The organism is Bradyrhizobium sp. 40, from assembly GCF_023100925.1.
GTDB lineage: Bacteria > Pseudomonadota > Alphaproteobacteria > Rhizobiales > Xanthobacteraceae > Bradyrhizobium.
This window is the reverse complement of record NZ_CP064688.1, coordinates 5,407,911-5,431,402: the sequence shown is the minus strand read 5'-3', so window position 1 is coordinate 5,431,402 and position 23,492 is coordinate 5,407,911. Positions and strand designations below refer to the sequence as shown.

General features: G+C 63.3%; 22 protein-coding genes. 15 read left to right on the top strand and 7 right to left on the bottom strand.

From position 1 onward, the window contains the following. Positions 1–381: 381 nt before the first annotated feature. Both IVB40_RS26130 and IVB40_RS26125 read left to right on the top strand, forming a co-directional pair. Positions 382–648: a hypothetical protein gene (locus tag IVB40_RS26130; RefSeq protein WP_027568821.1), complete on the top strand. Its 267-nt coding sequence runs from the start codon at positions 382–384 to the stop codon at positions 646–648. 206 nt (positions 649–854) lie between these two features. Beyond that, positions 855–1,586, top strand: a complete 732-nt coding sequence (locus tag IVB40_RS26125; protein WP_081747935.1) for a cytochrome c biogenesis protein CcdA — start codon at positions 855–857, stop codon at positions 1,584–1,586. On the opposite strand, the gene IVB40_RS26120 is transcribed toward IVB40_RS26125, so the two are convergent. The 3 genes from IVB40_RS26120 to IVB40_RS26110 form a co-directional block, all read right to left on the bottom strand. After that, positions 1,583–2,719 carry a mandelate racemase/muconate lactonizing enzyme family protein gene (locus tag IVB40_RS26120; RefSeq protein ID WP_247816730.1) on the bottom strand — a complete coding sequence of 379 codons (1,137 nt, stop codon included), beginning with the start codon at positions 2,717–2,719 and terminating at the stop codon, positions 1,583–1,585. The genes IVB40_RS26125 and IVB40_RS26120 overlap by 4 nt on opposite strands. Positions 2,720–2,734: 15 nt before the next feature. After that, complete coding sequence (locus IVB40_RS26115; protein ID WP_247819597.1) at positions 2,735–4,192, bottom strand: sensor histidine kinase; 1,458 nt, start codon at positions 4,190–4,192, stop codon at positions 2,735–2,737. A gap of 347 nt (positions 4,193–4,539) precedes the next feature. Continuing rightward, complete coding sequence (locus IVB40_RS26110) at positions 4,540–4,884, bottom strand: DUF1236 domain-containing protein (RefSeq protein ID WP_247360045.1); 345 nt, start codon at positions 4,882–4,884, stop codon at positions 4,540–4,542. A 138-nt stretch (positions 4,885–5,022) separates the two neighbouring features. Between IVB40_RS26110 and IVB40_RS26105 the strand changes: the two genes are divergently transcribed. The 4 genes from IVB40_RS26105 to IVB40_RS26090 all read left to right on the top strand — a co-directional run bounded on the left by IVB40_RS26105 (position 5,023) and on the right by IVB40_RS26090 (position 8,549). Then, the gene (locus IVB40_RS26105) at positions 5,023–5,256 is read left to right on the top strand and encodes a hypothetical protein (protein WP_247360044.1); all 234 of its coding nucleotides are present in this window, start codon (positions 5,023–5,025) and stop codon (positions 5,254–5,256) included. Positions 5,257–5,634: 378 nt separating this feature from the next. After that, positions 5,635–6,633, top strand: coding sequence for a TRAP transporter substrate-binding protein (locus tag IVB40_RS26100; protein WP_247288498.1), 999 nt, complete (start codon positions 5,635–5,637; stop codon positions 6,631–6,633). 84 nt (positions 6,634–6,717) lie between these two features. Continuing rightward, on the top strand, positions 6,718–7,233 hold the full coding sequence (locus IVB40_RS26095; RefSeq protein WP_027568828.1) for a TRAP transporter small permease: 516 nt from the start codon (positions 6,718–6,720) through the stop codon (positions 7,231–7,233). Next, positions 7,230–8,549, top strand: coding sequence for a TRAP transporter large permease (locus IVB40_RS26090; protein WP_027568829.1), 1,320 nt, complete (start codon positions 7,230–7,232; stop codon positions 8,547–8,549). The genes IVB40_RS26095 and IVB40_RS26090 overlap by 4 nt, the downstream gene beginning before the upstream one ends. Positions 8,550–8,598: 49 nt before the next feature. Here IVB40_RS26090 and IVB40_RS26085 read toward each other — a convergent pair whose 3' ends face one another. Then, positions 8,599–9,873, bottom strand: coding sequence for a serine hydrolase domain-containing protein (locus IVB40_RS26085; protein ID WP_247816729.1), 1,275 nt, complete (start codon positions 9,871–9,873; stop codon positions 8,599–8,601). 171 nt (positions 9,874–10,044) lie between these two features. Here IVB40_RS26085 and IVB40_RS26080 point away from each other — a divergent pair, with 171 nt between their 5' ends. After that, a complete protein-coding gene (locus IVB40_RS26080) occupies positions 10,045–10,962 on the top strand; it encodes an intradiol ring-cleavage dioxygenase (RefSeq protein WP_247816728.1) in 918 nt (305 codons plus the stop codon). A gap of 31 nt (positions 10,963–10,993) precedes the next feature. Here the strand turns inward: IVB40_RS26080 and IVB40_RS26075 are convergent, their stop codons facing one another. Beyond that, a complete protein-coding gene (locus IVB40_RS26075; protein ID WP_247288504.1) occupies positions 10,994–11,887 on the bottom strand; it encodes a LysR family transcriptional regulator in 894 nt (297 codons plus the stop codon). 102 nt (positions 11,888–11,989) lie between these two features. On the opposite strand from IVB40_RS26075, the gene IVB40_RS26070 reads away from it, so the two are divergent. After that, positions 11,990–12,859: an NmrA/HSCARG family protein gene (locus tag IVB40_RS26070; protein WP_027568833.1), complete on the top strand. Its 870-nt coding sequence runs from the start codon at positions 11,990–11,992 to the stop codon at positions 12,857–12,859. Positions 12,860–12,901: 42 nt separating this feature from the next. After that, the gene (locus IVB40_RS26065) at positions 12,902–13,576 is read left to right on the top strand and encodes an SDR family oxidoreductase (RefSeq protein WP_247816727.1); all 675 of its coding nucleotides are present in this window, start codon (positions 12,902–12,904) and stop codon (positions 13,574–13,576) included. A 24-nt stretch (positions 13,577–13,600) separates the two neighbouring features. Here the strand turns inward: IVB40_RS26065 and IVB40_RS26060 are convergent, their stop codons facing one another. Together IVB40_RS26060 and IVB40_RS26055 are read right to left on the bottom strand one after the other, a co-directional pair. Further along, complete coding sequence (locus tag IVB40_RS26060; protein WP_247816726.1) at positions 13,601–15,337, bottom strand: bifunctional protein-serine/threonine kinase/phosphatase; 1,737 nt, start codon at positions 15,335–15,337, stop codon at positions 13,601–13,603. Between the two features lie 55 nt (positions 15,338–15,392). Continuing rightward, a complete protein-coding gene (locus tag IVB40_RS26055) occupies positions 15,393–16,232 on the bottom strand; it encodes a formate/nitrite transporter family protein (protein ID WP_247816725.1) in 840 nt (279 codons plus the stop codon). A 668-nt stretch (positions 16,233–16,900) separates the two neighbouring features. Between IVB40_RS26055 and IVB40_RS26050 the strand changes: the two genes are divergently transcribed. From IVB40_RS26050 to IVB40_RS26025, 6 genes are all read left to right on the top strand, one after another. Next, positions 16,901–18,220, top strand: a complete 1,320-nt coding sequence (locus tag IVB40_RS26050) for a CmpA/NrtA family ABC transporter substrate-binding protein (RefSeq protein ID WP_247816724.1) — start codon at positions 16,901–16,903, stop codon at positions 18,218–18,220. 60 nt (positions 18,221–18,280) lie between these two features. Then, positions 18,281–19,177 (top strand): nitrate ABC transporter permease, encoded by an 897-nt coding sequence (gene ntrB, locus IVB40_RS26045; protein ID WP_007593954.1) that lies wholly within the window; start codon positions 18,281–18,283, stop codon positions 19,175–19,177. An 11-nt stretch (positions 19,178–19,188) separates the two neighbouring features. Next, complete coding sequence (locus IVB40_RS26040) at positions 19,189–19,983, top strand: ABC transporter ATP-binding protein (RefSeq protein WP_027568839.1); 795 nt, start codon at positions 19,189–19,191, stop codon at positions 19,981–19,983. Between the two features lie 338 nt (positions 19,984–20,321). Then, entirely contained in the window at positions 20,322–21,713 is a 1,392-nt protein-coding gene (locus IVB40_RS26035) for an MFS transporter (RefSeq protein ID WP_247360036.1), read from the top strand. A 119-nt stretch (positions 21,714–21,832) separates the two neighbouring features. Beyond that, entirely contained in the window at positions 21,833–22,261 is a 429-nt protein-coding gene (locus IVB40_RS26030; protein ID WP_247816723.1) for a globin family protein, read from the top strand. A 10-nt stretch (positions 22,262–22,271) separates the two neighbouring features. After that, positions 22,272–23,489 carry an FAD-dependent oxidoreductase gene (locus tag IVB40_RS26025; RefSeq protein WP_256468203.1) on the top strand — a complete coding sequence of 406 codons (1,218 nt, stop codon included), beginning with the start codon at positions 22,272–22,274 and terminating at the stop codon, positions 23,487–23,489. Positions 23,490–23,492: the final 3 nt, after the last annotated feature.

Below are 23,492 nucleotides of genomic sequence, written 5' to 3'. Positions count from 1 at the left end.
GCCAGGGCGGGAACAAGGGCTGGGAATCGGGCAAACCATTCGCCCGTATGAGGGGTGTGGCGTGAGTTCCGTTGTGGGCCGTGACATGGCTGCGGGATCGTCGGCGCTGTCCGCAATGAATGTCCTTGCGCAAGAGCCGGTGCCGCCTTCCGCGATGGATCAATTGCAGCACGCCAGGCGTTTTAAGATCGAGCGCTTTGCGACTGAGCGAGTCGACGCTGGCCGGCGCGAAGCAGTACTCGCCGGAACCGCGGTTTCATGGCAGCAACACACTGAAATCATATTCGGGGGCGCAGCGGCCTCGTGTTATCCTCGACGCTCCATGGGGGCCAAAGAGGTCGTCACAACCACTCACAGGCCGAATTAGCGGGAAGAACGCCGGTGTCGCATTCACACGAACAGTTGCAGTCGGTGCTGGAAACGCTCGAAGAGTGCCGCAGGGTGCTCAACGAGAGCAACAGCCGCGAGTCGGCCGAGCTGCTGTCCATTGTCATCCTGGACGTGCGGATGAAACTCAAAGGAATTGACAGTGCCGACCTCAAGGCACTGTGCGACGAAATGCTGCGGACCGCGACCAACGAACCGCAGCCCCCCTCCAAGCAGACGCAGGACCAGCCCCGGCGTCCGCTGCTCCGCGTGGTGAAGTAGCCGCGCCGCCAAGTCTCGCTTTTTGGCGAGATTTGTGCGTGTCCCGATGCCGCATCTGTGATCACAGACGGCATCGGGAGGAGCCCTGGTTTTGTGCGCCTCTGTTGCGCATTCGCTGGCATCGGCTACACCAGAGCCGGTTCGGCTCCGGGCCGCGCGCACTCCCCGCGCGCCGCGCCGGCGCCTGAGATGGCTTCGACTGCATCATGCAAAATGTTTCGATCCCGGCGGCGCTGATTGCCGGCCTCGTCAGCTTCCTCTCCCCTTGCGTCCTGCCGCTGGTCCCGCCCTACCTGATCTATCTGACGGGCGCGACGATCGAGCATGTCGAAAGCAACGAGCCCGCATCAGTCTCCAAACGCGCGATCATGATGTCGGCGCTCCTGTTCGTGCTCGGCTTCTCCACCGTGTTCGTGGCGCTCGGCGCCAGTGCCTCGCTGATCGGCGGGCTGATCCGCGCCTGGTCGGCCGAACTCTCGATCCTCGCCGGCATCGTCATCATCGTCATGGGCCTGCATTTCCTCGGCCTGACGCGCATCGGCCTGTTGATGCGCGAGGGACGCTTGACCGCGCCCAAGCCCGTCGGCCTCTGGGGTGCTTATGTGATGGGGCTCGCCTTTGCCTTTGGCTGGACGCCCTGCATCGGCCCGATCCTTGCCGCGATCCTCTCGGTCGCCGCGGCCGAGGCGACGGTCACGAAGGGCGCCGGCCTGCTCGCGGTCTATTCGGCCGGTCTCGGCATTCCCTTCCTGATCGCCGCCCTGATGATCGAGCAGTTTTCCACCCTGTTCGCGCGCATGAAGGGCCATCTCGTCAATGTCGAGCGCGCCATGGGCGTCCTGATGGTGATCACCGGCGTCGGCTTCCTCACCGGCGCGGTGTCGAATGTGAGCATCTGGCTGCTTGAGACGTTCCCGGCGTTGCAGACGATCGGTTAGGCCTCCGCCGCAAAGCGCGCCAGCGCCTCGCGGTCGATGTCGATACCGAGGCCTGGACCATCTGGCACCTGCACGATGCCGTTCTTGTGCTCGATCGGTTGTTTGAGGACCGCCTGCCGGATCGGATGCTCGGTGCGGTCGAACTCAAGCATCGGTTCGAGCGGAGCCAGCGAGGTCGGCGTGTGCGACGGCAGCACGGCGAGGAGCTGAAGCGAGGCGGCGATCGCTATCCCGGTGCCCCAGACGTGCGGATTGTAGCGGATGCCGAACGCCTCGCTCATGTCGGCGATCTTCTTGCATTCGGAAAGACCACCTGCCGCGCAGGTGTCGGGCTGGGCGATGTCGAGCGCATGCGAGACGAACAGCTCACGGAAGCCGAAGCGCGTGAATTCGCACTCGCCGCCGGCGACCGGAATTGTGAGCGCGGATTTCACCGCGCGATAGCCCGCGATGTCCTCCGGCGGCACCGGCTCCTCGAACCATTCGATGTCATGGCGCTCGATCAGGCGGCCGAGCCGGATCGCCGCGACCGCGTCATAGGCGTGGTTCGCATCGATCATCAGCGCGACATCGGGGCCGATCGCCTCGCGCACCGCGCGGGTGACTGCGGCATCCTCCGCGATGCCGAAACCGACCTTCAGCTTCACGGCGCGGAATCCTTCGGCGGCATAACCCGCCGCTTCCTCCGCCAGATAGGTCAGCGGATCGCCTGACTTGCGCCGGTAAAGACCGGTCGCATAGGCTGGAAGCTGCTTGCGCGCGGCGCCGCCGAGAAGCTGATGCACGGGTACGCCAAAATGCTTGCCCTTGATGTCCCATAGCGCGATGTCGATGCCGCTCATCCCCTGGATCACGACGCCCTTCTGGCCGTGATCGCGCAAGCGCGCGTAGACCATCTGCCACAGCACGTCGGTACCCAACGGATCCTCGCCGATCAGCCACGGAGCGATACTTTGCACCACCGCCGCCGTGATGCGCGCCGGGCCGTAGCATTCACCCCATCCGACAAGACCATTGTCGGTCTCGATCTCGACCAGCATCGCGGTGCGCGTGTCGTACCAGGCGCGTGAATACGCAAAAGGCTGCGACAGCTTTGCTTCGAGAATGTGCGTGCGAACCCTTGTAATCTTCATCGCCGAAGTCTCCGTTCACCGCGCCTCGTTCAGCGTGCAAATGACCGTGCAGACCACGCCGCGCGGCAGGAAGTCGACCGTTGCCTCGCCGCCGAGCTGGTCGCGTGCGCTGCGCTCGATCAGGCGCGAGCCGAAGCCGCGCTGCACCGGCGCCGTCACCGGCGGTCCGCCGCTCTCGGTCCAGATCAGGCGCAGCCGCGGCTTCGGCGCCTCGGCAAGGACCTCCCACTCCAGCGTCACCCGGCCGGTCTCGTTTGACAGCGCGCCGTATTTCGCGGCGTTGGTGGCGATCTCGTGCACGATCATCGACAGCACCACGGCGAGCCGCGGCGACAGCGGCACCGCGGGGCCGGCCATGCCGATGCGCGCTGGATTGTTCAGCAGGAACGGCTGGAGCGCGCGGGTGATCACGTCCCGCAGCTCGGAGCCCGCCCATTTCTCCTGGCTCAGCAAATTATGCGCCTCGGCCAGCGCGCCGAGCCGGCCCTCGAATTTTGCCCGCTCGTCCCGGCTGGCGCTGCGGAAGGTCTGCACCGCGATCGCCTGCATCAACGCGAGCGTGTTCTTGACGCGATGGTTGAGCTCGTCGATCAGGAGATCGTGCAACATCTCGCCGCGCGCGATCGTGGTTGCCATCCTGACCGCGAAGGTCAGGCCGGTCAGCAGCAGGATGCCGCCGATAAAACTGGTGATCGCGATGTTGCGCCAGAGCGGAGCGATCAGCGAGCTCTCGGCGACGCCGGCCACGATGGTCCAGCCGGTCAGCCGTGACCTCGTATAGACGGTGGACAACGCAACACCGTCGAGCGAAACCGTCGAGAGTGCGGCTTCCGGCGTGCGCAACATACTTTCGTACAGCGTGCCGGTAGCCCGCTTGCCGAAGATCTCCGTAGGGTTCGGCGTGCGCGCGAACACGATGGCCTTGGTGTCGAGCAGGGAGACCGTCCAATCCCGGTCGGGCCGTTGCTTTTCGACCAGGTCCTGAAAGATGCTGACCGGCGGGCTGAAGCAGAGGTCGTAGATCACTTCGCCGTCGCGGAGCACCGGAACCTCGACCGTAAGCACCTGCCGGCCGTTGATCGCGTCGGTGAACAGGTCGGAATATTGCGGCGATCTGGTCGCAAACACCTTTTCGATGATCTCCAGGTGGCCGCGTGACAGCAGGCTTGCGGTGTCCTCCGTCGCCGAGGAGAACAGCAGTCGGCCCTTGCGATCAGAGATCAGCACCAGACCGCCTTTGCCATACTGATCGACGAAGCCGAGGGCGATGCGGCGAAAATTCTGGAAGTCGTCGTCGCGCAGCGAATTCGTCAGCGCAAGCACTTGCAGGCCGCCGGTCATCCGCTGCACCTCGGAGTCCAGCACGAGGCGCATGCTGCGCACGTTCTCCAGCACGCGGCGGGTCGCGTCGTTGCGGTCCTGCTTGTAATTGTAGACGGCAATACCGACCGCGAAGACGATCAGCGGCAACATCGTTCCCGTGACCAGAAGAGCGAGCCGGACCGGCAAAGTGAGCTTTGACAAACGCAGGCGTCCCGGTTCCAGCGCAAGGGCGCCGGATTTATGATTTTGGGAGACCATAGGGGCGGGATTTGCGGCGCGCCATAATTTTTCGCGTCCGGACGAGCCGCCCAGGGACAAGATTTTTGCAGCGCAGTCCGCGGCAGCGCCTCAGCTCATGCTGATTGCGGTCAGCAGCAGGCACATGGCGTAGACGGCAGCCAGGCTGAGCCCGGCGATCCGGGCCTCTCGATAAGATTTCATAACGTCAACTCCCAGAGAGGGAGGCCGCCTTCGAGGCGGCCCCCCTTACATCTGGATCAATCAATTTCCTGAACGACCGTGCGCGAGCCGGGATCGACGAGCATCACGCGATCGCCGGAGTAGACGTAGCGATACTTGGTCAGCGACGGACCCCAGTCTGCGGGAACGGCCTCGAGTTCGACATCGCTCGGCACGGCCGCGCCGACAACGATCTTTTCCTTCGTCGTCACCGGGCGAATGCGGTGCTCGGTGACGTAGGATTTGATCTTGGTTCGGTACTGCGGCTCGATCTGAACCGCCGCCGCGTGGCCCGTCCCGGTCGTCGTCACGACAGTCGATTGCGCGAAAGCGCCGGTCGACATCAGGACCGCCGCGGCGGAAAGCAGGAACAATCTCTTCATCTCGTTCTCCTCGTTTGAATATGCGCCGCAACAACCCCTCATCACCGACTGCGTTCCCGGTTCAGGGAACAAATTGCCGCTTTTTCCCGTTTGTAGCTGACCGGGCTGAACGGCTCGGGCTCTGGAGGAGGACGACAAATGAAGTTGAAAATCGTAACTGCAGCACTGATGCTTGCCGCAATATCCCTGCCGGCGTTCGCGGCCGACGAGTTTTACGTCGTGCAGGACGTCAAGACCAAGAAGTGCACGATCGTCGACAAGAAGCCGACGGACACGTCTATGACCGTCGTCAGCCCCTCGGGCACGATCTACAAGTCGCGCACCGAAGCTGAAACCGGCATGAAGACCGTCAAGGTCTGCACGTCGAACTGAGGAGGATGACAAATGCCAGTTCTGATTCTCTGGGCCGTGCCGGCCGTGCTGGTGATCGGCGGCGGCATCTATCTGATCGGCCACATGCACTAAACGGGAGTGGAAGGCGAGCGGATCTGTGCGTGCAGCGCACAGGTCCGCAAGCCGTCTGTCGCCTGTGGAAAGCCGCCCCTCGGCCTGCCACGCATCGGCAGGAGCGCAAGTTGCAGTGCAGCAGTTCGCGAAAAAGGGTGGCCCTGCGACGAAGAGGGCCTCCCACGCACGCGAAATGACTTTCGTCCCGCCGACGTTTTCCATACGCTTCCCTCTCGCAAGCCGCATACCGGCTGCGCTCACGGCCCGGCGACAGGGCCGGAGCATCAAAAGGGAGGGGAGACGATGAAGCGAAGGTCATTTCTCGCGGGGCTCGGCGCGACCACTGCGGCGGCTGCGATTGGCATGCCGTCGATCATCCGGGCGCAGTCGCCGATCACGCTGAACGGCGCGGTCCAGTTCAACGACGACCACGCCTTCAACCGGGCCCTGCTCCGGTTCGAAGAGCTGGTGAAGAAGTACTACGGCAAGCCCGTCAACTTCACGCTGCACAGGAATTCCTCGCTCGGCCTCGAAAAGCAGTATTTCGAGTACATGTCGCAGGGCAAAGCCGTCGATTACGGCATCGTCTCGCCGGCTCACATGTCGACCTTCGCCAAGGCGGCCCCGTTCATCGACGCGCCCTTCGTGTTCAAGGGCATCGAGCACATGAACAAGGTCGTCGAAGCCAACATCCTGGCGCCGATCGCCGACGAAGTCGCGGCCAAGGCCGAGGTCGTTCTGATCGGCTATTCCGGCGGTGGCATCCGCAACATTTTCGCCAACAAGCCGCTCAAGACTCTCGCCGACCTCAAGAGCCTCAAGGTGCGCGTACAGGGCGCGCCGATCTGGTCGAAGACCTTTGCGGCCGTGGGCATGAGCCCGACGGTGATCGCCTATAACGAAATCTACAACGCGATCCAGAACGGCGTGATATCGGCCGGCGAGAACGAGGCGGCCGGCGTCGAGGCGATGAAGTTCTACGAAGTGGCCCCGCATCTCAACCTGACCCAGCACGCCGTGTCGATCCGGCCGATCTGCTTCTCCGTGAAGACGTTGAAGACCCTGCCGAAGGAGTTGCAGGACGCGATCATGAAGGCGGGCAAGGAGGCCGGCGACTATGGCCGACAACTGGAGTCGAGCGAGGAGGTCGTCAAGCTCGACACGCTGGAAAAGGCCGGCAAGCTCAAGCGCGTTCCCTTCGAGGAGCGGGACGCCATGAAGAAGCTCGCCGACCCCGTGATGGCCACCTACGCCAAGGAAATCGGCGCGGAAGGCATTTTCGAGAAGATCAACGTCGTCTGAGAACTGTCGCCGCCCACGCGACAGGACGTCGGGGCAAGCCGGACGGCTTGCCCCATTGCGTGATTGTGATCCCCCGGAGTCGTAATGACCGAAATATCGATGCCACCGAACCCGTCGCTATGGCGCCGAGCAACGGCGGCCTATGCAAAACTGCTGGAAATCCTGCTCGCCGCCTCTGTCGGCCTTCTGGTCATTCCCGTCACGTTGCAGATCATCTCGCGCTACACGCCCTTGATTCCGTCCTACATCTGGACCGAGGAAATGGCACGGTTCATGTTCATCTGGACGATCATGATCGGTGCCATGGTCGGCATCAGAGAGTCGCAGCATTTTGAAGTCGACGTCTGGCCTGACCTGTCACGCCGAAGCGAAGCCCTGGTGCGGATCCTCGCGCGGCTCGGCGTGCTGGCGTTGGCGGTGGTGTTCGTATCCGCCGGCATCGAGTTCACCCGCTTTGCCTGGAACAGAACTTCGGAACTGGCCGATCTGCCGCTTTGGCTGATCCACGTCGCCTGGCCGGTTGCCGGCGTGACCTGGATCGTGTTCGCCGGTGAACAGATTGTCGACGAGATGCGGATTCTAGTTGGGGCAAATCAATGAGCGGCAATGTTCTTTCTGCCGGACAGGCCGCGATGGTCCTGTTCGGGACTTTCGTTGGCCTGCTCATCATACGCGTGCCGGTCGCCTTCGCGCTTGGCCTTGCCTGCGTGCCGATCCTGCTGATCGAGCCGCATCTGTCGCTGATGACGCTCGCGCAGGAAACCTTCAACGCCTACAATTCTTTCATCCTGCTGGCGGTGCCGTTCTTCCTGCTCACCGCCAATTTGATGAGCATCGGCGGCATCACCGACCGGCTGGTGGCGCTGTCGCGCTCGATGGTCGGGCACTGGCCAGGGTCGCTGGCGCAGATCAACGTCGTGCTGTCGGTGTTCTTTGCCGGCATCTCCGGCTCCTCCACCGCGGACGCGGCGAGCCAGTCCAAGATCTTCATCGATGCCCAGACCAAGGAGGGCTACGACCTCTCGTTCTCCATCGCGATCACCGCGGTTTCGGCCGTGCTCGCGGTCATCATCCCGCCCTCGATCCTGATGATCGTGTGGGGTGGACTGATCTCGACCTCGATCGCGGCGATGTATCTCGCGGGCATCGTGCCGGGATTGCTGATCGCCGGAGCGCAGATGGCGACAGTGCATATCTATGCCGTGCGACGAGGTTACCCGACCTATCCGAAGGACACCTGGAGGGAAATGTGCTGCGCCATCTGGCGCTCGATACCGGCGCTGCTGACGCCGTTCATCATTGTCGGCGGCATTCTGCTGGGGTGGTTCACCGCGACCGAATCCGCCTGCGTCGCGGTGCTTTATTCCGTAGCGCTATCGACATTCTTTTACCGTGAAACCGGCGCGCGCGAACTCTACAAGGCCTTGCTCGACACCGGCCGTCTCGCTGGTGTCGCGCTGTTCTGCGTGGGCACCGCCAGCGCGTTCGGCTGGCTGCTGGCTTATTACAGGATCCCGCAGGAGCTGCTGGCCAACGTCTCGACCTGGGGCATGGGCGCGATCGGGGCCGGCTTCTTCATCGCGTTCTGCTTTCTGGTGGTGGGCTGCTTCCTCGACGCCATTCCGGCGATCATCATCGTCGGCACCGTTCTCGAACCGCTGGCGAAATCGGTGGATCTTCATCCGGTGCAGTTTGCGATCATCTCGATCGTCTCGCTCGCCTTCGGATTGGTGACGCCGCCTTATGGCTTGTGCTTGATGATCGCCTGTTCGATCGCAGGGGTGCGGCTGCGCTATGCGCTGAAGGACACGGTGATCATGCTGATCCCCATGCTGCTCGTGCTGGCGGCGCTCATCATTTGGCCCAGCGTTTCCCTGTTCCTGCCGCGCCTGATCGTGCCGGAGATGCTGAAATGAGCGAAGCTTGATCCCACGGCTCTGATGCCGCGGGATCGGTGCATTTTGCTCAGAGATTGCTCTCGGTGATCGCAGCGTAGACCATGCTGCGCAGCTCGCGCCGGAGCGGGTAGGCGCTGGATGGCAGCACCTGCGTCATGAAGATGGTGATCAGCTCCTCGGCCGGATCGATCCAGAACGACGTCGTGGCCGCGCCGCCCCAATTGTATTCACCGGGGCTGCCGGCGACCAGCGTCTCGGCCGGGCGCATGGTCACGGCGAAGCCGAGGCCGAAGCCGATGCCGTTGTAGGCGGCTTCCGCAAACAGCGAGCGCGACACTTCCGGCAGCGAGCGTCCGCCCGGAATGTGGTTGGTCGTCATCAGCGCCAGCGTCTTCGGCCCGATCAATCTGACGCCGCCGAGTTCGCCGCCATTGAGCAGCGCACGGCAGAAGGTAAGATAGTCGGCCGTCGTCGAGCACAGCCCGCCGCCACCCGAGATCAAGGACGGCGGCGACAGGAACGAGCTCTTGGTTGGATCATCCTGCAACGTCAGGCCCTCGCGGCGCTGGCCGGCATGGAAGGTCATGCCGCCACCCGGATCGGCCGAGTAACAGGCAGCGAACCGGTGGGCCTTGGAAGCCGGCACGTGGAAATCAGTGTCGGTCATGCCGAGTGGATCGAGAATGCGTTGTTTCAGGAACTGCTCGAAGGGAATCCCGGAGATCTTGCCGACGAGGTAGCCGAGCACGTCGGTCGAGACCGAGTAATTCCAGGCCTCGCCCGGTGAGAACTCCAGCGGGATTTTTGCAAGGCTCTCGATCATGGTCTGGAGCGTGCCGGACTTCTCGACCTCGCCGATCTTTTCAGCGCGGTAGGCGGCATCGACGTTCGAGCGCTGCTGGAAGCCGTAGGTGAGGCCGGAGGTGTGGCGCAGGAGGTCGACGATCAGCATCGGCCGCGACGGCGGACGGGTCAGGAAGGAAGGCGCGGTGCCGGCGACGAACACGCCGAGATCCTTCCATTCCGGAATGTACTTGGCGACCGGCTCATCGATCGCGACGAGGCCTTGCTCTACCAGCATCATGAAGGCGACGCTGGTGAGCGGCTTGGTCATGGAATAGATGCGGTAGATGGTGTCGTCCTTGACGGGCAGCTTGCGTTCGACGTCGGCAAAACCCTGCACCGAGCTGTGGGCGATCTTGCCACGGCGATAGACCAGGAGATGCGTGCCCGGGAAGCGGCCGGCATCGATGTACCGGCTCTTCAGATGCGCATCGACACGGTCGAGCGCGGCCTTGGACATGCCCACGGATTCGGGCGAGGCGGGGGTGGGGGCGAGCATCAGTTCCTCCGAGCAGTTTTGTCCGGCGTTGATAGCCGAAAAGGCGGTCTCATTCCAAGCCGGTCGCGCTTAACGCCGGCCGGCTGTTTGGTGTAGGCTTCACTTTGGAACGCCTCCAAGCAGCCCAAAAGATCCCCAACGGGCCAATGAGAAAACGCAGGCAAACGCACCATGACCCAGTTCAACGAAACCGAACTCACCGAAGCAGTCGTCCGGAGCTTTGACCAGACACCTGACCCGCGCGCGAAATTCCTGCTCCAGGAATTGGTGAAGTCGCTGCACGATTACGTGAGCAAGACCGGCCTCACCTTCGCGGAATGGGAATACGCTATCGATTTCCTGACCCGCACCGGCCAGAAGTGCACGGACACCCGGCAGGAATTCATTCTCCTGTCCGACGTGCTCGGCGTCTCCATGCTGGTCGACGCGGTCAACCATCGCGAGCGCGAGGGCGCCACCCAGACCACCGTGCTCGGGCCGTTCTATGTCGGCGAGCACAAGGTGACGGTGCACGGCACCGACATCTCTCCGAACAATCAAACCGGCGAACGGATGTTCGTGCAGAGCCGTGTCACCGATCTCAAGGGCAAGCCGCTCGCGAATGTCCCCGTCGACGTCTGGCACGCTGACGATGACGGCTTCTACGACTCGCAGAAGCCAAACTATGACGAGGTCGGCGCCTCGGCGCGGGCGCGCTTCATCACCGATAGCGATGGCCGCTTCTTCTTCCGCACCATCCTGCCGTGCAGCTATCCGATTCCGACCGACGGCCCGGTCGGCGAGATGATCGTGCAGACCAACCGCCACCCGATGCGCCCGGCGCATGTGCACTTCTTGGTCAATGCCAAGGGCTACGAGCCGCTGATCACCCACGTCTTCATGGACGGCGACAAATATCTGGATTCCGACGTGGTGTTCGGCGTGAAGGACGACCTCGTCGCCAAGGTCGAGCCGCGCAACGATGCGGCGATGCCCGACGGTACTAAGGCGAACGGGCAGTGGCACCTGATGAGCTACGAATTCCACCTCAAGCCGGGCGGCGGCATGGCGCCGAAACCGCTGGGGACGAAGGCGGAGGAGCACGCCTGACCGTCAGGCGCGAGCAGCGCGCGCCGCCCTCTTATCTCCCGATAAAGGCCGCCAGCTCGTCAGGCGTCCCCATCGGAAAGGCTTCTTTCATGAAGTCGAGGAAGGCGGAGACGCGCGCGCTCAACAGCCGGCGCGATGGATAGAGCGTCCACAACGCGATCTCTGGTCCGTCGATGTCGCCCCAATGCACCAGCGTGCCGGCAGCCAGGTCGTGACTGACCAGTGATACCGGAAGGCGTGCGGCGCCGACGCCCGCCCGGACCGCATCGCGGACCATGACGAGCGATGACAGGCGAAGGACCGGATCAATCGCGATGCGCGATTGTCCACTTGGCACCGTGACTTCCCAGCTGGTCAGCTGGTCGCCCGGTCCGCGCATGACAGCCGGCACAGCGATACCGTCTCGCGGTCGTTTCAGGTCCGGGCTCGCCACCACCACCAGCCGATCGCGCAGAAAGATTCGTCCGACAAGGCTGTCATCCGGATCGGGATTGACCCGAATGACGAGGTCATACCCTTCCTCCACCATGTCGACGGAGCGATCTTCCGTCGTGACCTCGAGACGGACCTCCGGGTATCTGAGCGCGAACCCGGCCGCGAGGTTTCCCATCGCAGTCTGCGAGAACAGCATAGGCGCGCTGATCCGCAGGCGCCCCCGCGGCCTGTCCCCACCCGACGCGATCGCTGTCGCCGTCTCGTCGAGCTCGGTGAGCAAGGCTCCCGTCCGCTCGTAAAGGGCGCGTCCTTCCTGCGTGAGTTTCAGGGTGCGCGCTCCCCGTTCGAACAGGCGCAGGTCGAGCGCGGCTTCCAGCTCCGCGACCCGCCGGGACAGGGTGGCTTTCGGGCGGCCGGCGGCCCGTGCGGCCCGTCCGAACCCGCCGTGTCGGGCAACGAGATTGAAATCGGCGAGTGCGAGCAGGTCCATTGTTCCACCAGTGAGACAGTCTGTCCAGATATAGCGGCTATCTGTTCTTTTGTGGATCACTAATTTCCCGGATGTCTTCTGACCCAACCCGGAGTGATCCCCATGACCATCCTCGTTACCGGTGCAACCGGCACCATCGGCCGCCATGTCGTCGAACAGCTCGTCAAGCGCGGTGCCGATGTCCGTGCTCTCGCCCGCGAACCTGCCAAGGCAAACCTCCCGGCAGGCGTCACAGTCGTGCAGGGCGACCTGCTCGACGTCGACTCGATCCGTAGCGCATTCAAGGGCGTCTCGACTTTGTTCCTGCTCAACGCAGTGGTGCCGGATGAATTCACGCAGGCACTGATTGCGCTCAACGTGGCCCGCGAGGCGGGCGTCGAGCGGGTCGTCTACCTCTCGGTGATCCACAGCGATCGCTACGTGAACGTCCCGCACTTTGCCGGCAAGTTCGGCGTCGAGCGGATGATCGAGCAGATGGGCTTCAACGCTACCATCCTGCGCCCGGCGTACTTCATGAACAACGACGTCACGATCAAGGACGTGGTGACCGGATACGGCATCTACCCGATGCCGATCGGGAGCAAGGGGCTCGCCATGATCGATGCACGCGACATCGGCGAGATCGCGGCCATCGAGCTGATCCGTCGTGAGCGCGCCGCAACCCCGCTTCCGCTCACGCGCATCAATCTCGTCGGTCCAGATGCGCTGACCGGCGCGAAAGCCGCCGCCGTCTGGTCGGAGGTGCTGGGCCGCACGATCGCCTATCCCGGTGACGATACCGCCGGCTTCGAGAAGAACCTAAGGCAGTTCATGCCGAGCTGGATGGCTTTCGACATGCGGTTGATGAGCGAGCGTTTCCTCACCGAGGGAATGGTCCCCGAGTCCGGCGACGTCGAGCGGTTGACCGCGCTGTTGGGCCGTCCGCTGCGCTCCTATCGCGACTTCGTCTCCGAGATCACGGCCACTGCCTGACGGCATGGGCACGTCCCCATCACGACAACAAGGACTCCTATCATGACCTCTTCAATCGCCACTGTTCCGGTGAATCCGGAAGGCGCAACGAAGATACTGGTGCTTGGAGCGACCGGTGCCACCGGTCGCCTGATCGTCAACCAGGCGGCGGCGCGGGGCTACGAAGTCACCGTGCTGGCGCGTTCCGCCGACAAGGCAAGTGACATCACGGGGGCGAAGCTCATCGTTGGAGATGCCCGCGATGAAGCAGCCCTGCGCGAAGCCCTCAAAGGCCGTGACGCCGTGGTCAGCGCGCTGGGTACACCGGTAAGCCCGTTCCGCGAGGTGACGCTTCTCTCGACCGCGACGCGCGCGCTCGTGAGCGCGATGAAGGCCGAGCAGGTCTCTCGGCTGGTTTGCATCACGGGGATGGGCGCCGGCGACAGTGCCGGGCACGGCGGCTTTATCGCCGACAATGTGATCTTTCCGCTTCTCCTGAAGAAGGTGTACGCCGACAAGAACCGACAGGAAGCGATCGTCAGCGATAGCGGGCTGGACTGGGTCCTGGTTCGCCCCTCGATCCTGAACAACAAGCCCGGCCGCGGCTCGGTCCGGGCCCTGACGGATCTTTCGGGCTTCCATGGCGGCAGCATTGCGCGCGAAGACGTTGCGACATTCGTGCTCGATCAGGTGCGCGCCGATACCTGGCTGCATCGGTCTCCGCTGATCACGTGGTGATGCTTTGCGTGGCGACACCCCTGATCAGCGCGCGTGCAACATCGCAAGCAGGACCATGACGACGCAGGCGAGCGCCGCCGTGGTCAATTTCCAGAACATCAGAGGGCTGCGCTCCAAAAGCGGTGTGATCCGCGTGTCGAGATAGGCCGGATTGGGCGTGCGAAGCTCGAACACGAATTCGGACAGATCCTCGTGCCGCTTGTAGGGATCCGGATGGAGCGCACGTCTGAGCGCTCCGTCGACCCAGGCGGGCACGTTGCTGTCGTCGTCGGCTGGGCGATATTTGAGCCTCCGCACGTCCGCCCTGCGTCGGATCCTGGCGATTTGGGTGCCGTAGGGAAGCTTTCCCGTCAGCATCTGGTAGCAGATCACGGCGAGCGAAAACATGTCGGAGCGTGGCGAGCCGCCCTTCCCAAGAAAATATTCCGGCGCCGTGTACTGGACCGTTCCCAGAATTTCGTCGGTCTCGTCCTGCGGGGCCGCCTCCGCGACGCCTGCCACCTTCACCGATCCGAAGTCGATGATTTTCGCGGTGCCGGTCTTGTCGATCAGGATGTTGTCGGGCCTGAGGTCCTGATGCAGCATTTCCATGCGGTGGAAGGCGCGCAGGCCCGCGGCGATCTGCTCGACCAGTCCGCGGACGGTTTCGAGATCGGGGCGTGGATTGTCCGTCATCCATTGCCGCAAGGTCTGACCTTCGACGAATTCGGTCGCGACATAGAGATAGCCGCGCCGTTTCGACTGCGACAACGGCTTCAGCACGTGCGGGCTATCGATCCGGCGCGCGATCCACTCCTCCATCAGGAAGCGCTTGAGGTATGCGGCATTGTCGCGCAGATCGATCGACGGGAGCTTCAGCGCGACCGGCTCCTCGGTCACCGCGTCGACGGCAAGGTAGATATGGCTGCGGCTGCTGGCGTGGATTTCGCGGACGATCCTGTAGCCGTCAAAGATCGCCCGCGGCTCTGGCAGCGGGGGAAGCGGCAGCTGGGAGGTCTGGTTGAAGATGCCGGCTGGCTCGCGCTGCGGCACCGCATCGATGCGGAGGATCTGGACCGTGATGTTGTCGTCACTGCCGCGCCGATAGGCTTCCTCGACGATCGCCTTCGCCGCCCCGTCGAGCTCGGCTGCATGCTCGCTGAGCGCACTGGTGATGAAACGCGCGTCGACGAATTCATAGGCGCCGTCGGTCGCCAGCAGGAAAGTGTCTCCAGTCTCGATCTCGAAACTCTGATAGTCGATCTCGAGCTGCGGATTGATGCCGAGCGCACGGCCGAGATAGGTCTGTTCCGAGGACACGATGATCCGGTGATCGTCGGTCAGCTGCTCGAGCGCCTTGCCCGCTACGCGGTAGACGCGACAGTCGCCGACGTGGAAGATGTGCGCGGTGGTCGCCTTGATGACCATGGCGCTCAGCGTGCAGACATAACCCTTGTCGCGGTCATAGGCATATTGGCTCTTGCGCGTCTGCGCGTGGAGCCAGGAATTGGTCGCGTCCAGCACGCGGCGGGCGGAGGTCTTCACCGTCCAGGATTCCGACGTGCAGTAATAGTCCATCAGGAAGCTCTTGACCGCCGACTCGCTGGCGATCTGGCTCACCGTGCTGCTGGAGATGCCGTCGGCGAGGACGGCCGCAATACCCTTCAGGCTGAGCATCGGCTCGTCCGGAACGAGGACGCCGTGAAAATCCTGATTGATGGGCTTGCGACCCTTGTCGGAATGCTGGCCGACCGAGATCTGAAGTCCGCGGGTCATCGTCATCACCGGCAAAGAGGAGCCTCACCCTGATCGGGCGAGGCTCTCCTGTCGAGACGTATCAGGCCGCGACGCGGGGCGAGGTGGCCTTGCCGGCCTGGCGCTTCGGCTTGGTCATGACGTGCGTGGTGTAGAGGGTCATGCCGGTGAAGGCGAGGCCACCGACGAGGTTGCCGAGCACGGTCGGGATCTCGTTCCAGATCAGATAGTCCATGATCGAGAACTTCGCGTGCAGCATCAGGCCGGAGGGGAACAGGAACATGTTCACGACGGAGTGCTCGAACACCATGTAGAAGAACACCAGGATCGGCATCCACATCGCGATGACCTTGCCGGGGACCGATGTCGAGATCATGGCGCCGACCACGCCGGTCGAGACCATCCAGTTGCAGAGCATCCCGCGCAGGAACAGCGTCGCCATGCCGGCCGCGCCATGCGCGGCGTAGCCCAGCGTTCGGCCTTCGCCGATGTTACCGATGGCGGCGCCGACCTTGTCGGGATCCTGCGTGAAGCCGAAGGTCGTGACGAAGGCCATCATGAAGGCCACGGTGAAGGCGCCAGCGAAATTGCCAACGAAGACGAGGCCCCAGTTACGCAGCACGCCGCCGAAGGTGACGCCAGGGCGCTTGTCGATCAGGGCGAGCGGGGAGAGCACGAACACGCCGGTCAGGAGGTCGAAGCCCAGCAGATACAGCATGACGAAGCCGACCGGGAACAGCAGCGCGCCGACCAGCGGCTGCCCCGTGTTCACGTTGATCGTGACGGCGAACCATGCCGCGAGCGCCAGGATGGCGCCGGCCATGAAGGCCCGGATGATAGTATCCCGGGTGGACATGAAGACTTTGGACTCGCCCGCATCCACCATCTTGGTGACGAATTCCGAAGGCGCGAGATACGACATCGATGGTTCCTTTTACTTCGTAAGAGAGATCGAGACGCCCTGAGTGCGCCGCTGAAAGTTATTGGCCGTGCGGGGTGTCTGCCGCGCGTGGGCCGGGGAGGTTTGGAAGCCTTGGGATTGCGTCACGACGACCGAGTCAGGAGGGCCGCGAAGCAGTTGAGCTCCCGGGATGCAGCCGCCAGCGCCTGCATCAATGCGGCAAAGCCGCAGTCTTCGTTGACGTAAATGGAGAAGCAAGTTGCGTGCCGTGTGCAAGGCTCATAAAAAGCAAGTAATATCAATCAGATAGATCTTGGACTGCATCGGCTTTTGCGCTTGATGCGGCCTTTTGCTTGAGCTGCTGCACAATTGTTGTGCGCCGCACAATTATTGGGCAAGCCGCAAATTTCGCGAGCGGAACGGGCCTGCGACAGACTGGCGCGTCCCCAATAACACATTGATATCGGGTTGCTTTCTGCGTTGTGACGCTTGGCACGAAGCTTGAATAGTTCCAGGCCGACGCCATTGAAGCCGTCCCGCGAGACTTCTCATCCGAATTGCCGACGCCACCAGACGGGGGTCTCCCCGTCGCGCGTTCGCATGCGCTGCTTCAGGCGTCGCCGGACGGACGGGCTGCTCGTGTGCACTGACGCAATCATTCTGCAACGACGCAAAGGACGATACCGCCTATGACCAAGCGCACCCGCCGGCCGTCGGACACTGGCCTCAGCCGCCGTCAATTGTTGAAGGCCACCGGCTCGACCGCCGCCCTCCTGGCCGCTGTAAAACTGAATTTCCCCGCCGGCGCCTTCGCGCAGGACGCAGGCCCCGAGGTCAAGGGCGCCAAGCTCGGCTTCATCGCGCTGAGCGATGCCGGCCCCTTGTTCGTCGCCAAGGACAAGGGCCTGTTCGCCAAATACGGCATGCCGGACACCGACGTGCAGAAGCAGGCCTCTTGGGGCACCACGCGGGACAATCTCGTGCTCGGCTCAGAAGGCAACGGCATCGACGGGGCGCACATCCTGACCCCGATGCCGTACCTTATCTCGGCGGGCAAGGTGACGCAGAACAACCAGCCGACGCCGATGTACATCCTGGCGCGGCTCAATCTCGATAGCCAGTGCATCTCCGTCGCCAACGAATATGCCGACCTGAAGCTCGGCGTCGACGCCACGCCCTTCAAGGCGGCGCTCGAGAAGAAGAAGGCCTCGGGCAAGGCCGTGAAGGCCGCGATGACCTTCCCCGGCGGCACCCATGACCTCTGGATCCGCTACTGGCTTGCCGCCGGCGGCATCGATCCGGACAAGGACATCGAAACCATCGTGGTGCCGCCGGCGCAGATGGTGGCCAACATGAAGGTCGGCACGATGGACTGCTTCTGCGTCGGCGAGCCCTGGAACCTGCAGCTGATCCACCAGAACATCGGCTACACCGCGATCACGACCGGCGAGCTCTGGAACAAGCACCCGGAAAAATCCTTCGGCATGCGCGCCGCCTTCGTCGACAAATATCCGAAGGCCGCGAAGGCGCTGCTGATGGCGGTGATGGAAGCGCAGCAATGGTCGGACAAGGCCGAGAACAAGGCCGAGCTCGCCGCCATCATGGGCAAGCGGCAGTGGATGAACTGCCCGGTCGAAGACGTGCTCGACCGCACCGCCGGCAAGTTCGACTACGGCCTTCCCGGCAAGGTGGTCGAGAATTCGCCGCACATCATGAAGTACTGGCGCGACTTCGCCTCTTATCCCTTCCAGAGCCACGACCTCTGGTTCCTCACCGAGGACATTCGCTGGGGCAAGTACGAGGCGAATTTCGACACCAAGGCGCTGATTGCCAAGGTCAACCGCGAAGACATGTGGCGCGACGCGGCCAAGACGCTCGGCATCGCAAGCGCGGAGATCCCGACCTCCACCTCGCGGGGCAAGGAGACCTTCTTCGACGGCAAGGTGTTCGATCCGGACAATCCGGCTGCCTATCTGAAGTCGCTCGCGATCAAGCGCGTCGAAGTCTGATGGAGCCAGCGGCCGCCTCCGGGCGGCCGCATCGCCTTTTGCAGCCGGAGAGATATTGCGATGAACATGCCCGCCACGAAGATCGAGGTTGAGACCGCGAAGCCCGCGAGCGCTGCCGCGCCGGTCGTCGCGATGACACCGAAGCGGCCACCGCGTTCGGAGACTTACGCGCGGATGGCGCGGGAGACCGCCGTGCGCGTGATCCCGCCGCTGGTCGTGATCGCGCTCTTGCTTCTGGTGTGGGAGTTGGTCTGCCGCCGTGCCGGCTCGGCACTGCCGCCGCCGTCGAAGGTGTTCAAGGACACGAAGGAGCTGATCCTCGATCCGTTCTTCGATCATGGCGGCATCGACAAGGGGCTGTTCTGGCACCTGTCCGCCAGCCTCCAGCGCGTTGCCTTCGGCTATTCGCTCTCGGCGATTGCCGGCATCGCGCTCGGCGTGCTGGTCGGGCAGTCGGTCTGGGCGATGCGTGGGCTCGATCCGCTGTTCCAGGTCTTGCGCACGATTCCGCCGCTCGCCTGGCTGCCGCTGTCGCTCGCCGCGTTCCGCGACGGCCAGCCCTCGGCGATCTTCGTCATCTTCATCACCTCGATCTGGCCGATCATCATCAACACCGCGGTCGGCATCCGCAACATCCCGCAGGATTATCGCAACGTCGCCGCGGTGGTGCAGCTCAACCCGCTCGAATTCTTCGCCAAGATCATGATTCCGGCCGCCGCGCCCTACATCTTCACGGGGCTTCGCATCGGCATCGGTCTGTCCTGGCTCGCCATCGTAGCGGCCGAGATGCTGATCGGCGGCGTCGGCATCGGCTTCTTCATCTGGGACGCCTGGAATTCCTCGCATATCAGCGAGATCATCCTGGCACTGTTCTATGTCGGCATCATCGGCTTCGTGCTCGACCGCCTGATCGCGGGCGCCGGCAAGATCGTCACCCGCGGCACCGCGCTGAACTAAGGGACAAGCACATGACCGCTTATTTGAAGCTCGATCACATCGACAAGATTTTTACCCGCGGCGCAGCCTCCACGGAGGTGCTGAAGGATATCAATCTCACTATCGAGAAGGGCGAATACGTCTCGATCATCGGCCATTCCGGTTGCGGCAAGTCGACCCTGCTCAACATCATCGCAGGCCTGACCAACGCCACCACCGGCGGCGTGCTGCTCGAGAACCGCGAGGTGAACTCGCCGGGACCCGACCGTGCGGTGGTGTTCCAGAACCACAGCCTGTTGCCGTGGCTGACCGTGTATGAGAACGTCAGGCTCGGCGTCGACAAGGTCTTCGCCAAGACCAAGAAGCGCGCCGAACGCGACGCCTGGGTCATGCACAATCTCAACCTCGTGCAGATGGCTCATGCCAAGGACAAGCGTCCCTCGGAGATATCCGGCGGCATGAAGCAGCGCGTCGGCATTGCCCGCGCGCTTGCCATGGAGCCGAAAGTGTTGCTGCTCGACGAGCCTTTCGGCGCGCTCGACGCACTGACCCGCGCGCATTTGCAGGATTCGGTGATGGCGCTGCATCAGAAGCTCGGCAACACCATTTTGATGATCACCCACGACGTCGACGAGGCGGTGCTGCTGTCCGATCGCATCGTCATGATGACGAACGGGCCGAGCGCGCGCATCGGCGAGGTGCTGGAGGTGCCGCTGGCGCGCCCGCGCAAGCGGCTCGAGCTCGCGACCAACGCCACTTACCTGAAGTGCCGGCAGCGCGTGCTCGAATTCCTCTATGAGCGTCATCGTTTCGTCGAAGCCGCGTAAACGCGTCACCAACAGGTGCTCACGTAACGCCTATTTTTGAATCATCAAGCTCAATCCTTGTGCGCCGCACAGGGATTGAGCGAATCGCAAAATTTGCGTGCGAAATAGTCTTGCAAAGATTCGGAGCACTTCGAACAAGTTTCTGAATTTCCTGCGTTTCCGGAATGCGCGCAGTTGGCACGGAAATTGAAACACCAACTGCGACGCCAACGACGACGTCCCTCAACATCATCAATCAGCATCGTAACTCGCCACCGGGGTGAAGCCTCGGAGCGCGCCTCCGTGGCCGGAGGCAGAGCCTGCAACGACGCAGCGGTGAGCCTGGAAGGGATTTTGCAATGACCAAGAGTCCGACTGGTAATCAGACTTGGATCTCAGACTGGCGCCCCGAAGATGAGGCGTTCTGGAATGCGACTGGCAAGACTATCGCGCGCCGCAACCTGATCTGGTCGATCGTGGCCGAACATATCGGCTTCTCGGTCTGGCTGATCTGGAGCATCGTCACCACCAAGCTGCCGCAGGCGGGCTTCCACTACACCACCGACCAGCTGTTCCAGCTCGTCGCGGTGCCCGGGCTGATCGGCGCGTTGATGCGCTTTCCCTACACCTTCGCGGTGACGACCTTCGGCGGTCGCAACTGGACCATCTTCAGTGCGGCGATCCTGTTCATTCCGACGCTCTCGCTCGCCTATTTCGTCGGCCAGCCCGACACGCCATTCTGGCTGATGCTGCTGATTGCCTCGACCGCCGGTCTCGGCGGCGGCAATTTTGCCTCCAGCATGACCAACATCTCGTTCTTCTTCCCCGACCGGATGAAGGGGTGGGCGCTCGGACTGAACGCGGCCGGTGGCAATATCGGCGTCTCGAGCGTGCAGCTGTTGACCCCGATCCTGATGACGCTCGCCGTCATCAACCTGTTCCAGGCAACGCCCGTCGACGGCGTCTTCCTTCAAAACGCCGGCCTGATGTGGGTGCTGCCGATCGCGATCGCGGTGTTCGGCGCAGTGTTCTTCATGAACAACCTGACCACAGCCAAGTCGTCGATCAAGAATCAGCTCGCCGTGGTCAAGCGCAAGCACACCTGGATCATGGCGTATCTCTATATCGGCACGTTCGGCTCCTTCATCGGCTACTCGGCTGCATTTCCGCTGCTGATCAAGACCCAGTTCCCGCAAGTCACGATTGCGATCGCATTCCTGGGACCGCTGGTCGGTTCGCTGTCGCGGCCGCTCGGCGGCTGGCTTGCCGACAGGATCGGCGGCTCGGTCATCACGTTCTGGAATTTCATCGTGATGGCAGGCGCGACGATCGGCGTGCTCTACTTCGTCGGGCACAAGGATTTCATCGGCTTCCTGTCGATGTTCCTGGTCCTGTTCGTGACGACGGGCATCGGCAACGGTTCGACCTACCGCATGATCCCCTCGATCTTCCGCGAGCAGAATCTGTTCAGGGTGCGCGGCAAGGGCGATGCGGAGCGCGCGCTCGCCTTGAAGACGGCGAGCATCGAGAGCGGTGCTGCGGTTGGCTTCATCGGCGCGGTCGGCGCCGTCGGGGGCTATCTGATCCCGACCGGCTTCGGCAAGTCGATCGCGCTGACCGGCGGGCCGCAGCTCGCGCTCGCGATCTATCTCGGCTTCTACGCCTCCTGCCTCGCGCTGACCTGGTGGTTCTATCTGCGTCGCAGCCCGCAGGGTGAAGGCGCGTCAAGCCTCGCCGGAGCACGTGTCTAATACTTGGTACGAATCTCGCTTCTCCCCGTACGCGGGGAGAAGCATTGCCCGACAGTTTGACAATGAACCTGGTTCGCAATGGCGCGCACCAAGGCAAACCCAACAGGCAGGAGAACATCATGACGCCAGAACAGATCAGCCTCGTGCAACAGAGCTTTGCCAAGGTCGCGCCGATTTCCGCGCAAGCCGCGGTGCTGTTCTACGATCGCCTGTTCGAGGTCGCGCCGTCCGTGCGCGCGATGTTTCCCGAGGACATGACCGAGCAGCGCAAGAAGCTAATGGGCATGCTCGCTGCCGTCGTCGGCGGCCTGTCGAACCTGGACTCGATTCTTCCCGCGGCCTCGGCGCTTGCGAAGCGTCACGTCGGCTATGGCGCCAAGGCCGAGCACTACCCCGTGGTCGGCGCGACCTTGCTATGGACCCTGGAGAAGGGCCTCGGCGAAGCCTGGACGCCCGAACTCGCTGCCGCCTGGACCGACGCCTACGGCGTGTTGTCCGGCTACATGATATCCGAGGCCTACGGCGCACAGTCGCAGGCCGCTGAATAGGAGATGCGTTGTGAGTGAACCGCTGGTCATCGTCGGTAACGGTATGGCGGCCGCGCGTCTGGTCGACGAGCTCGCCAAGACTTCGCTCGGCCGCTACGCGGTCGCCGTGATCGGCGAAGAGCCGCGGCTCGCTTACAACCGCGTTCTGCTCTCCTCCGTGCTGGCCGGCGAAACCGGCTCGCACGAGATCGAGCTTCGTCCCGCCGACTGGTGGCGCCATCGCGGCGTCACGGTGCGCTACGGCTATCGCGTTAGCGAGATCGACACCGGCCGACGCGAGCTCAAGATCGAAGGCGAAGAGAGCATGGAATATTCCAAGCTCGTGCTCGCCGTCGGCTCGACGCCGCTGCGGCTCAACGTGCCGGGCGCCGACCTTTCTGGCGTGCACACCTTCCGCGACACCCGCGACGTCGATCTGCTGTTGACGCTCGCTGCCGCAACGAAGCGCGTCGTCGTGGTCGGCGGCGGTCTGCTCGGACTCGAAGCGGCTTACGGCCTCGCCAAGGCCGGAGCGCCCGTGACATTGCTGCATCTGATGGATCGGCTGATGGAGCGCCAGCTCGATGCGCCCGCTGCCGACCTGCTCAAGACGCTGGTCGAGCGCAAGGGCATTCGCATCCTGCTCAATGCATCCACAGCGCGCATCCACGGCGAGGGCCGTGTCGAAGCGGTCGAGCTTGCCGACGGCAGCCGCATCGAGGCCGATGCGGTGATCTTCGCCGCCGGCATCAGGCCCAACATCGCGCTGGCAAAGGACGCCGGCATCGCAGTCAACCGCGGCATCGTCGTCAACGACGAGATGCAGACGGCGTCACCCGATATCTACGCGCTCGGCGAGTGCGCCGAGCATCGCGGCACCTGCTACGGGCTCGTCGAGCCTGCCTACGAGCAGGCGCGCGTGCTGGCGCGGCATCTCTCCGGTCGTCCCGCGGCCTATCAAGGCAGCGTGGTCTCGACCAATCTGAAGGTGTCGGGGGTCAGCGTATTCTCCGCCGGCGACTTCATGGGCGGGGAGGGCAGCGAGAGCCTCGTGCTGTCAGACCGCAGGCGCGGCACCTACAAGAAGCTCGTCATCGCCGAGGGCCGGCTTACCGGCGCCCTGCTGATCGGCGATACCGTCGATGCGCTCTGGTATCTCGAACTGATCCGCAACCGCGAAAAGGTGGCGGCGATCCGCGCCGACATGATGTTTGGCCGCGTGCTCGCGCGTCCCTCCAAAGCGGCTTGATAG

Excerpts from the sequence above, each read along its gene's own strand:
- IVB40_RS26060 (WP_247816726.1), bottom strand. The coding sequence starts at position 15,337 with ATGACGATGACCCGCGGACTTCAGATCTCGGTCGGCCAGCATTCCGAC.
- IVB40_RS26085 (WP_247816729.1), bottom strand. The coding sequence starts at position 9,873 with ATGCTCGCCCCCACCCCCGCCTCGCCCGAATCCGTGGGCATGTCCAAG.
- IVB40_RS26115 (WP_247819597.1), bottom strand. The coding sequence starts at position 4,192 with ATGTTGCCGCTGATCGTCTTCGCGGTCGGTATTGCCGTCTACAATTAC.
- IVB40_RS26050 (WP_247816724.1), top strand. The coding sequence starts at position 16,901 with ATGACCAAGCGCACCCGCCGGCCGTCGGACACTGGCCTCAGCCGCCGT.
- IVB40_RS26125 (WP_081747935.1), top strand. The coding sequence starts at position 855 with ATGCAAAATGTTTCGATCCCGGCGGCGCTGATTGCCGGCCTCGTCAGC.
- IVB40_RS26095 (WP_027568828.1), top strand. The coding sequence starts at position 6,718 with ATGACCGAAATATCGATGCCACCGAACCCGTCGCTATGGCGCCGAGCA.
- IVB40_RS26070 (WP_027568833.1), top strand. The coding sequence starts at position 11,990 with ATGACCATCCTCGTTACCGGTGCAACCGGCACCATCGGCCGCCATGTC.
- IVB40_RS26035 (WP_247360036.1), top strand. The coding sequence starts at position 20,322 with ATGACCAAGAGTCCGACTGGTAATCAGACTTGGATCTCAGACTGGCGC.
- IVB40_RS26090 (WP_027568829.1), top strand. The coding sequence starts at position 7,230 with ATGAGCGGCAATGTTCTTTCTGCCGGACAGGCCGCGATGGTCCTGTTC.
- IVB40_RS26055 (WP_247816725.1), bottom strand. The coding sequence starts at position 16,232 with ATGTCGTATCTCGCGCCTTCGGAATTCGTCACCAAGATGGTGGATGCG.
- IVB40_RS26040 (WP_027568839.1), top strand. The coding sequence starts at position 19,189 with ATGACCGCTTATTTGAAGCTCGATCACATCGACAAGATTTTTACCCGC.
- IVB40_RS26110 (WP_247360045.1), bottom strand. The coding sequence starts at position 4,884 with ATGAAGAGATTGTTCCTGCTTTCCGCCGCGGCGGTCCTGATGTCGACC.
- IVB40_RS26080 (WP_247816728.1), top strand. The coding sequence starts at position 10,045 with ATGACCCAGTTCAACGAAACCGAACTCACCGAAGCAGTCGTCCGGAGC.
- IVB40_RS26120 (WP_247816730.1), bottom strand. The coding sequence starts at position 2,719 with ATGAAGATTACAAGGGTTCGCACGCACATTCTCGAAGCAAAGCTGTCG.
- IVB40_RS26075 (WP_247288504.1), bottom strand. The coding sequence starts at position 11,887 with ATGGACCTGCTCGCACTCGCCGATTTCAATCTCGTTGCCCGACACGGC.
- IVB40_RS26100 (WP_247288498.1), top strand. The coding sequence starts at position 5,635 with ATGAAGCGAAGGTCATTTCTCGCGGGGCTCGGCGCGACCACTGCGGCG.
- IVB40_RS26030 (WP_247816723.1), top strand. The coding sequence starts at position 21,833 with ATGACGCCAGAACAGATCAGCCTCGTGCAACAGAGCTTTGCCAAGGTC.
- ntrB (WP_007593954.1), top strand. The coding sequence starts at position 18,281 with ATGAACATGCCCGCCACGAAGATCGAGGTTGAGACCGCGAAGCCCGCG.
- IVB40_RS26105 (WP_247360044.1), top strand. The coding sequence starts at position 5,023 with ATGAAGTTGAAAATCGTAACTGCAGCACTGATGCTTGCCGCAATATCC.
- IVB40_RS26065 (WP_247816727.1), top strand. The coding sequence starts at position 12,902 with ATGACCTCTTCAATCGCCACTGTTCCGGTGAATCCGGAAGGCGCAACG.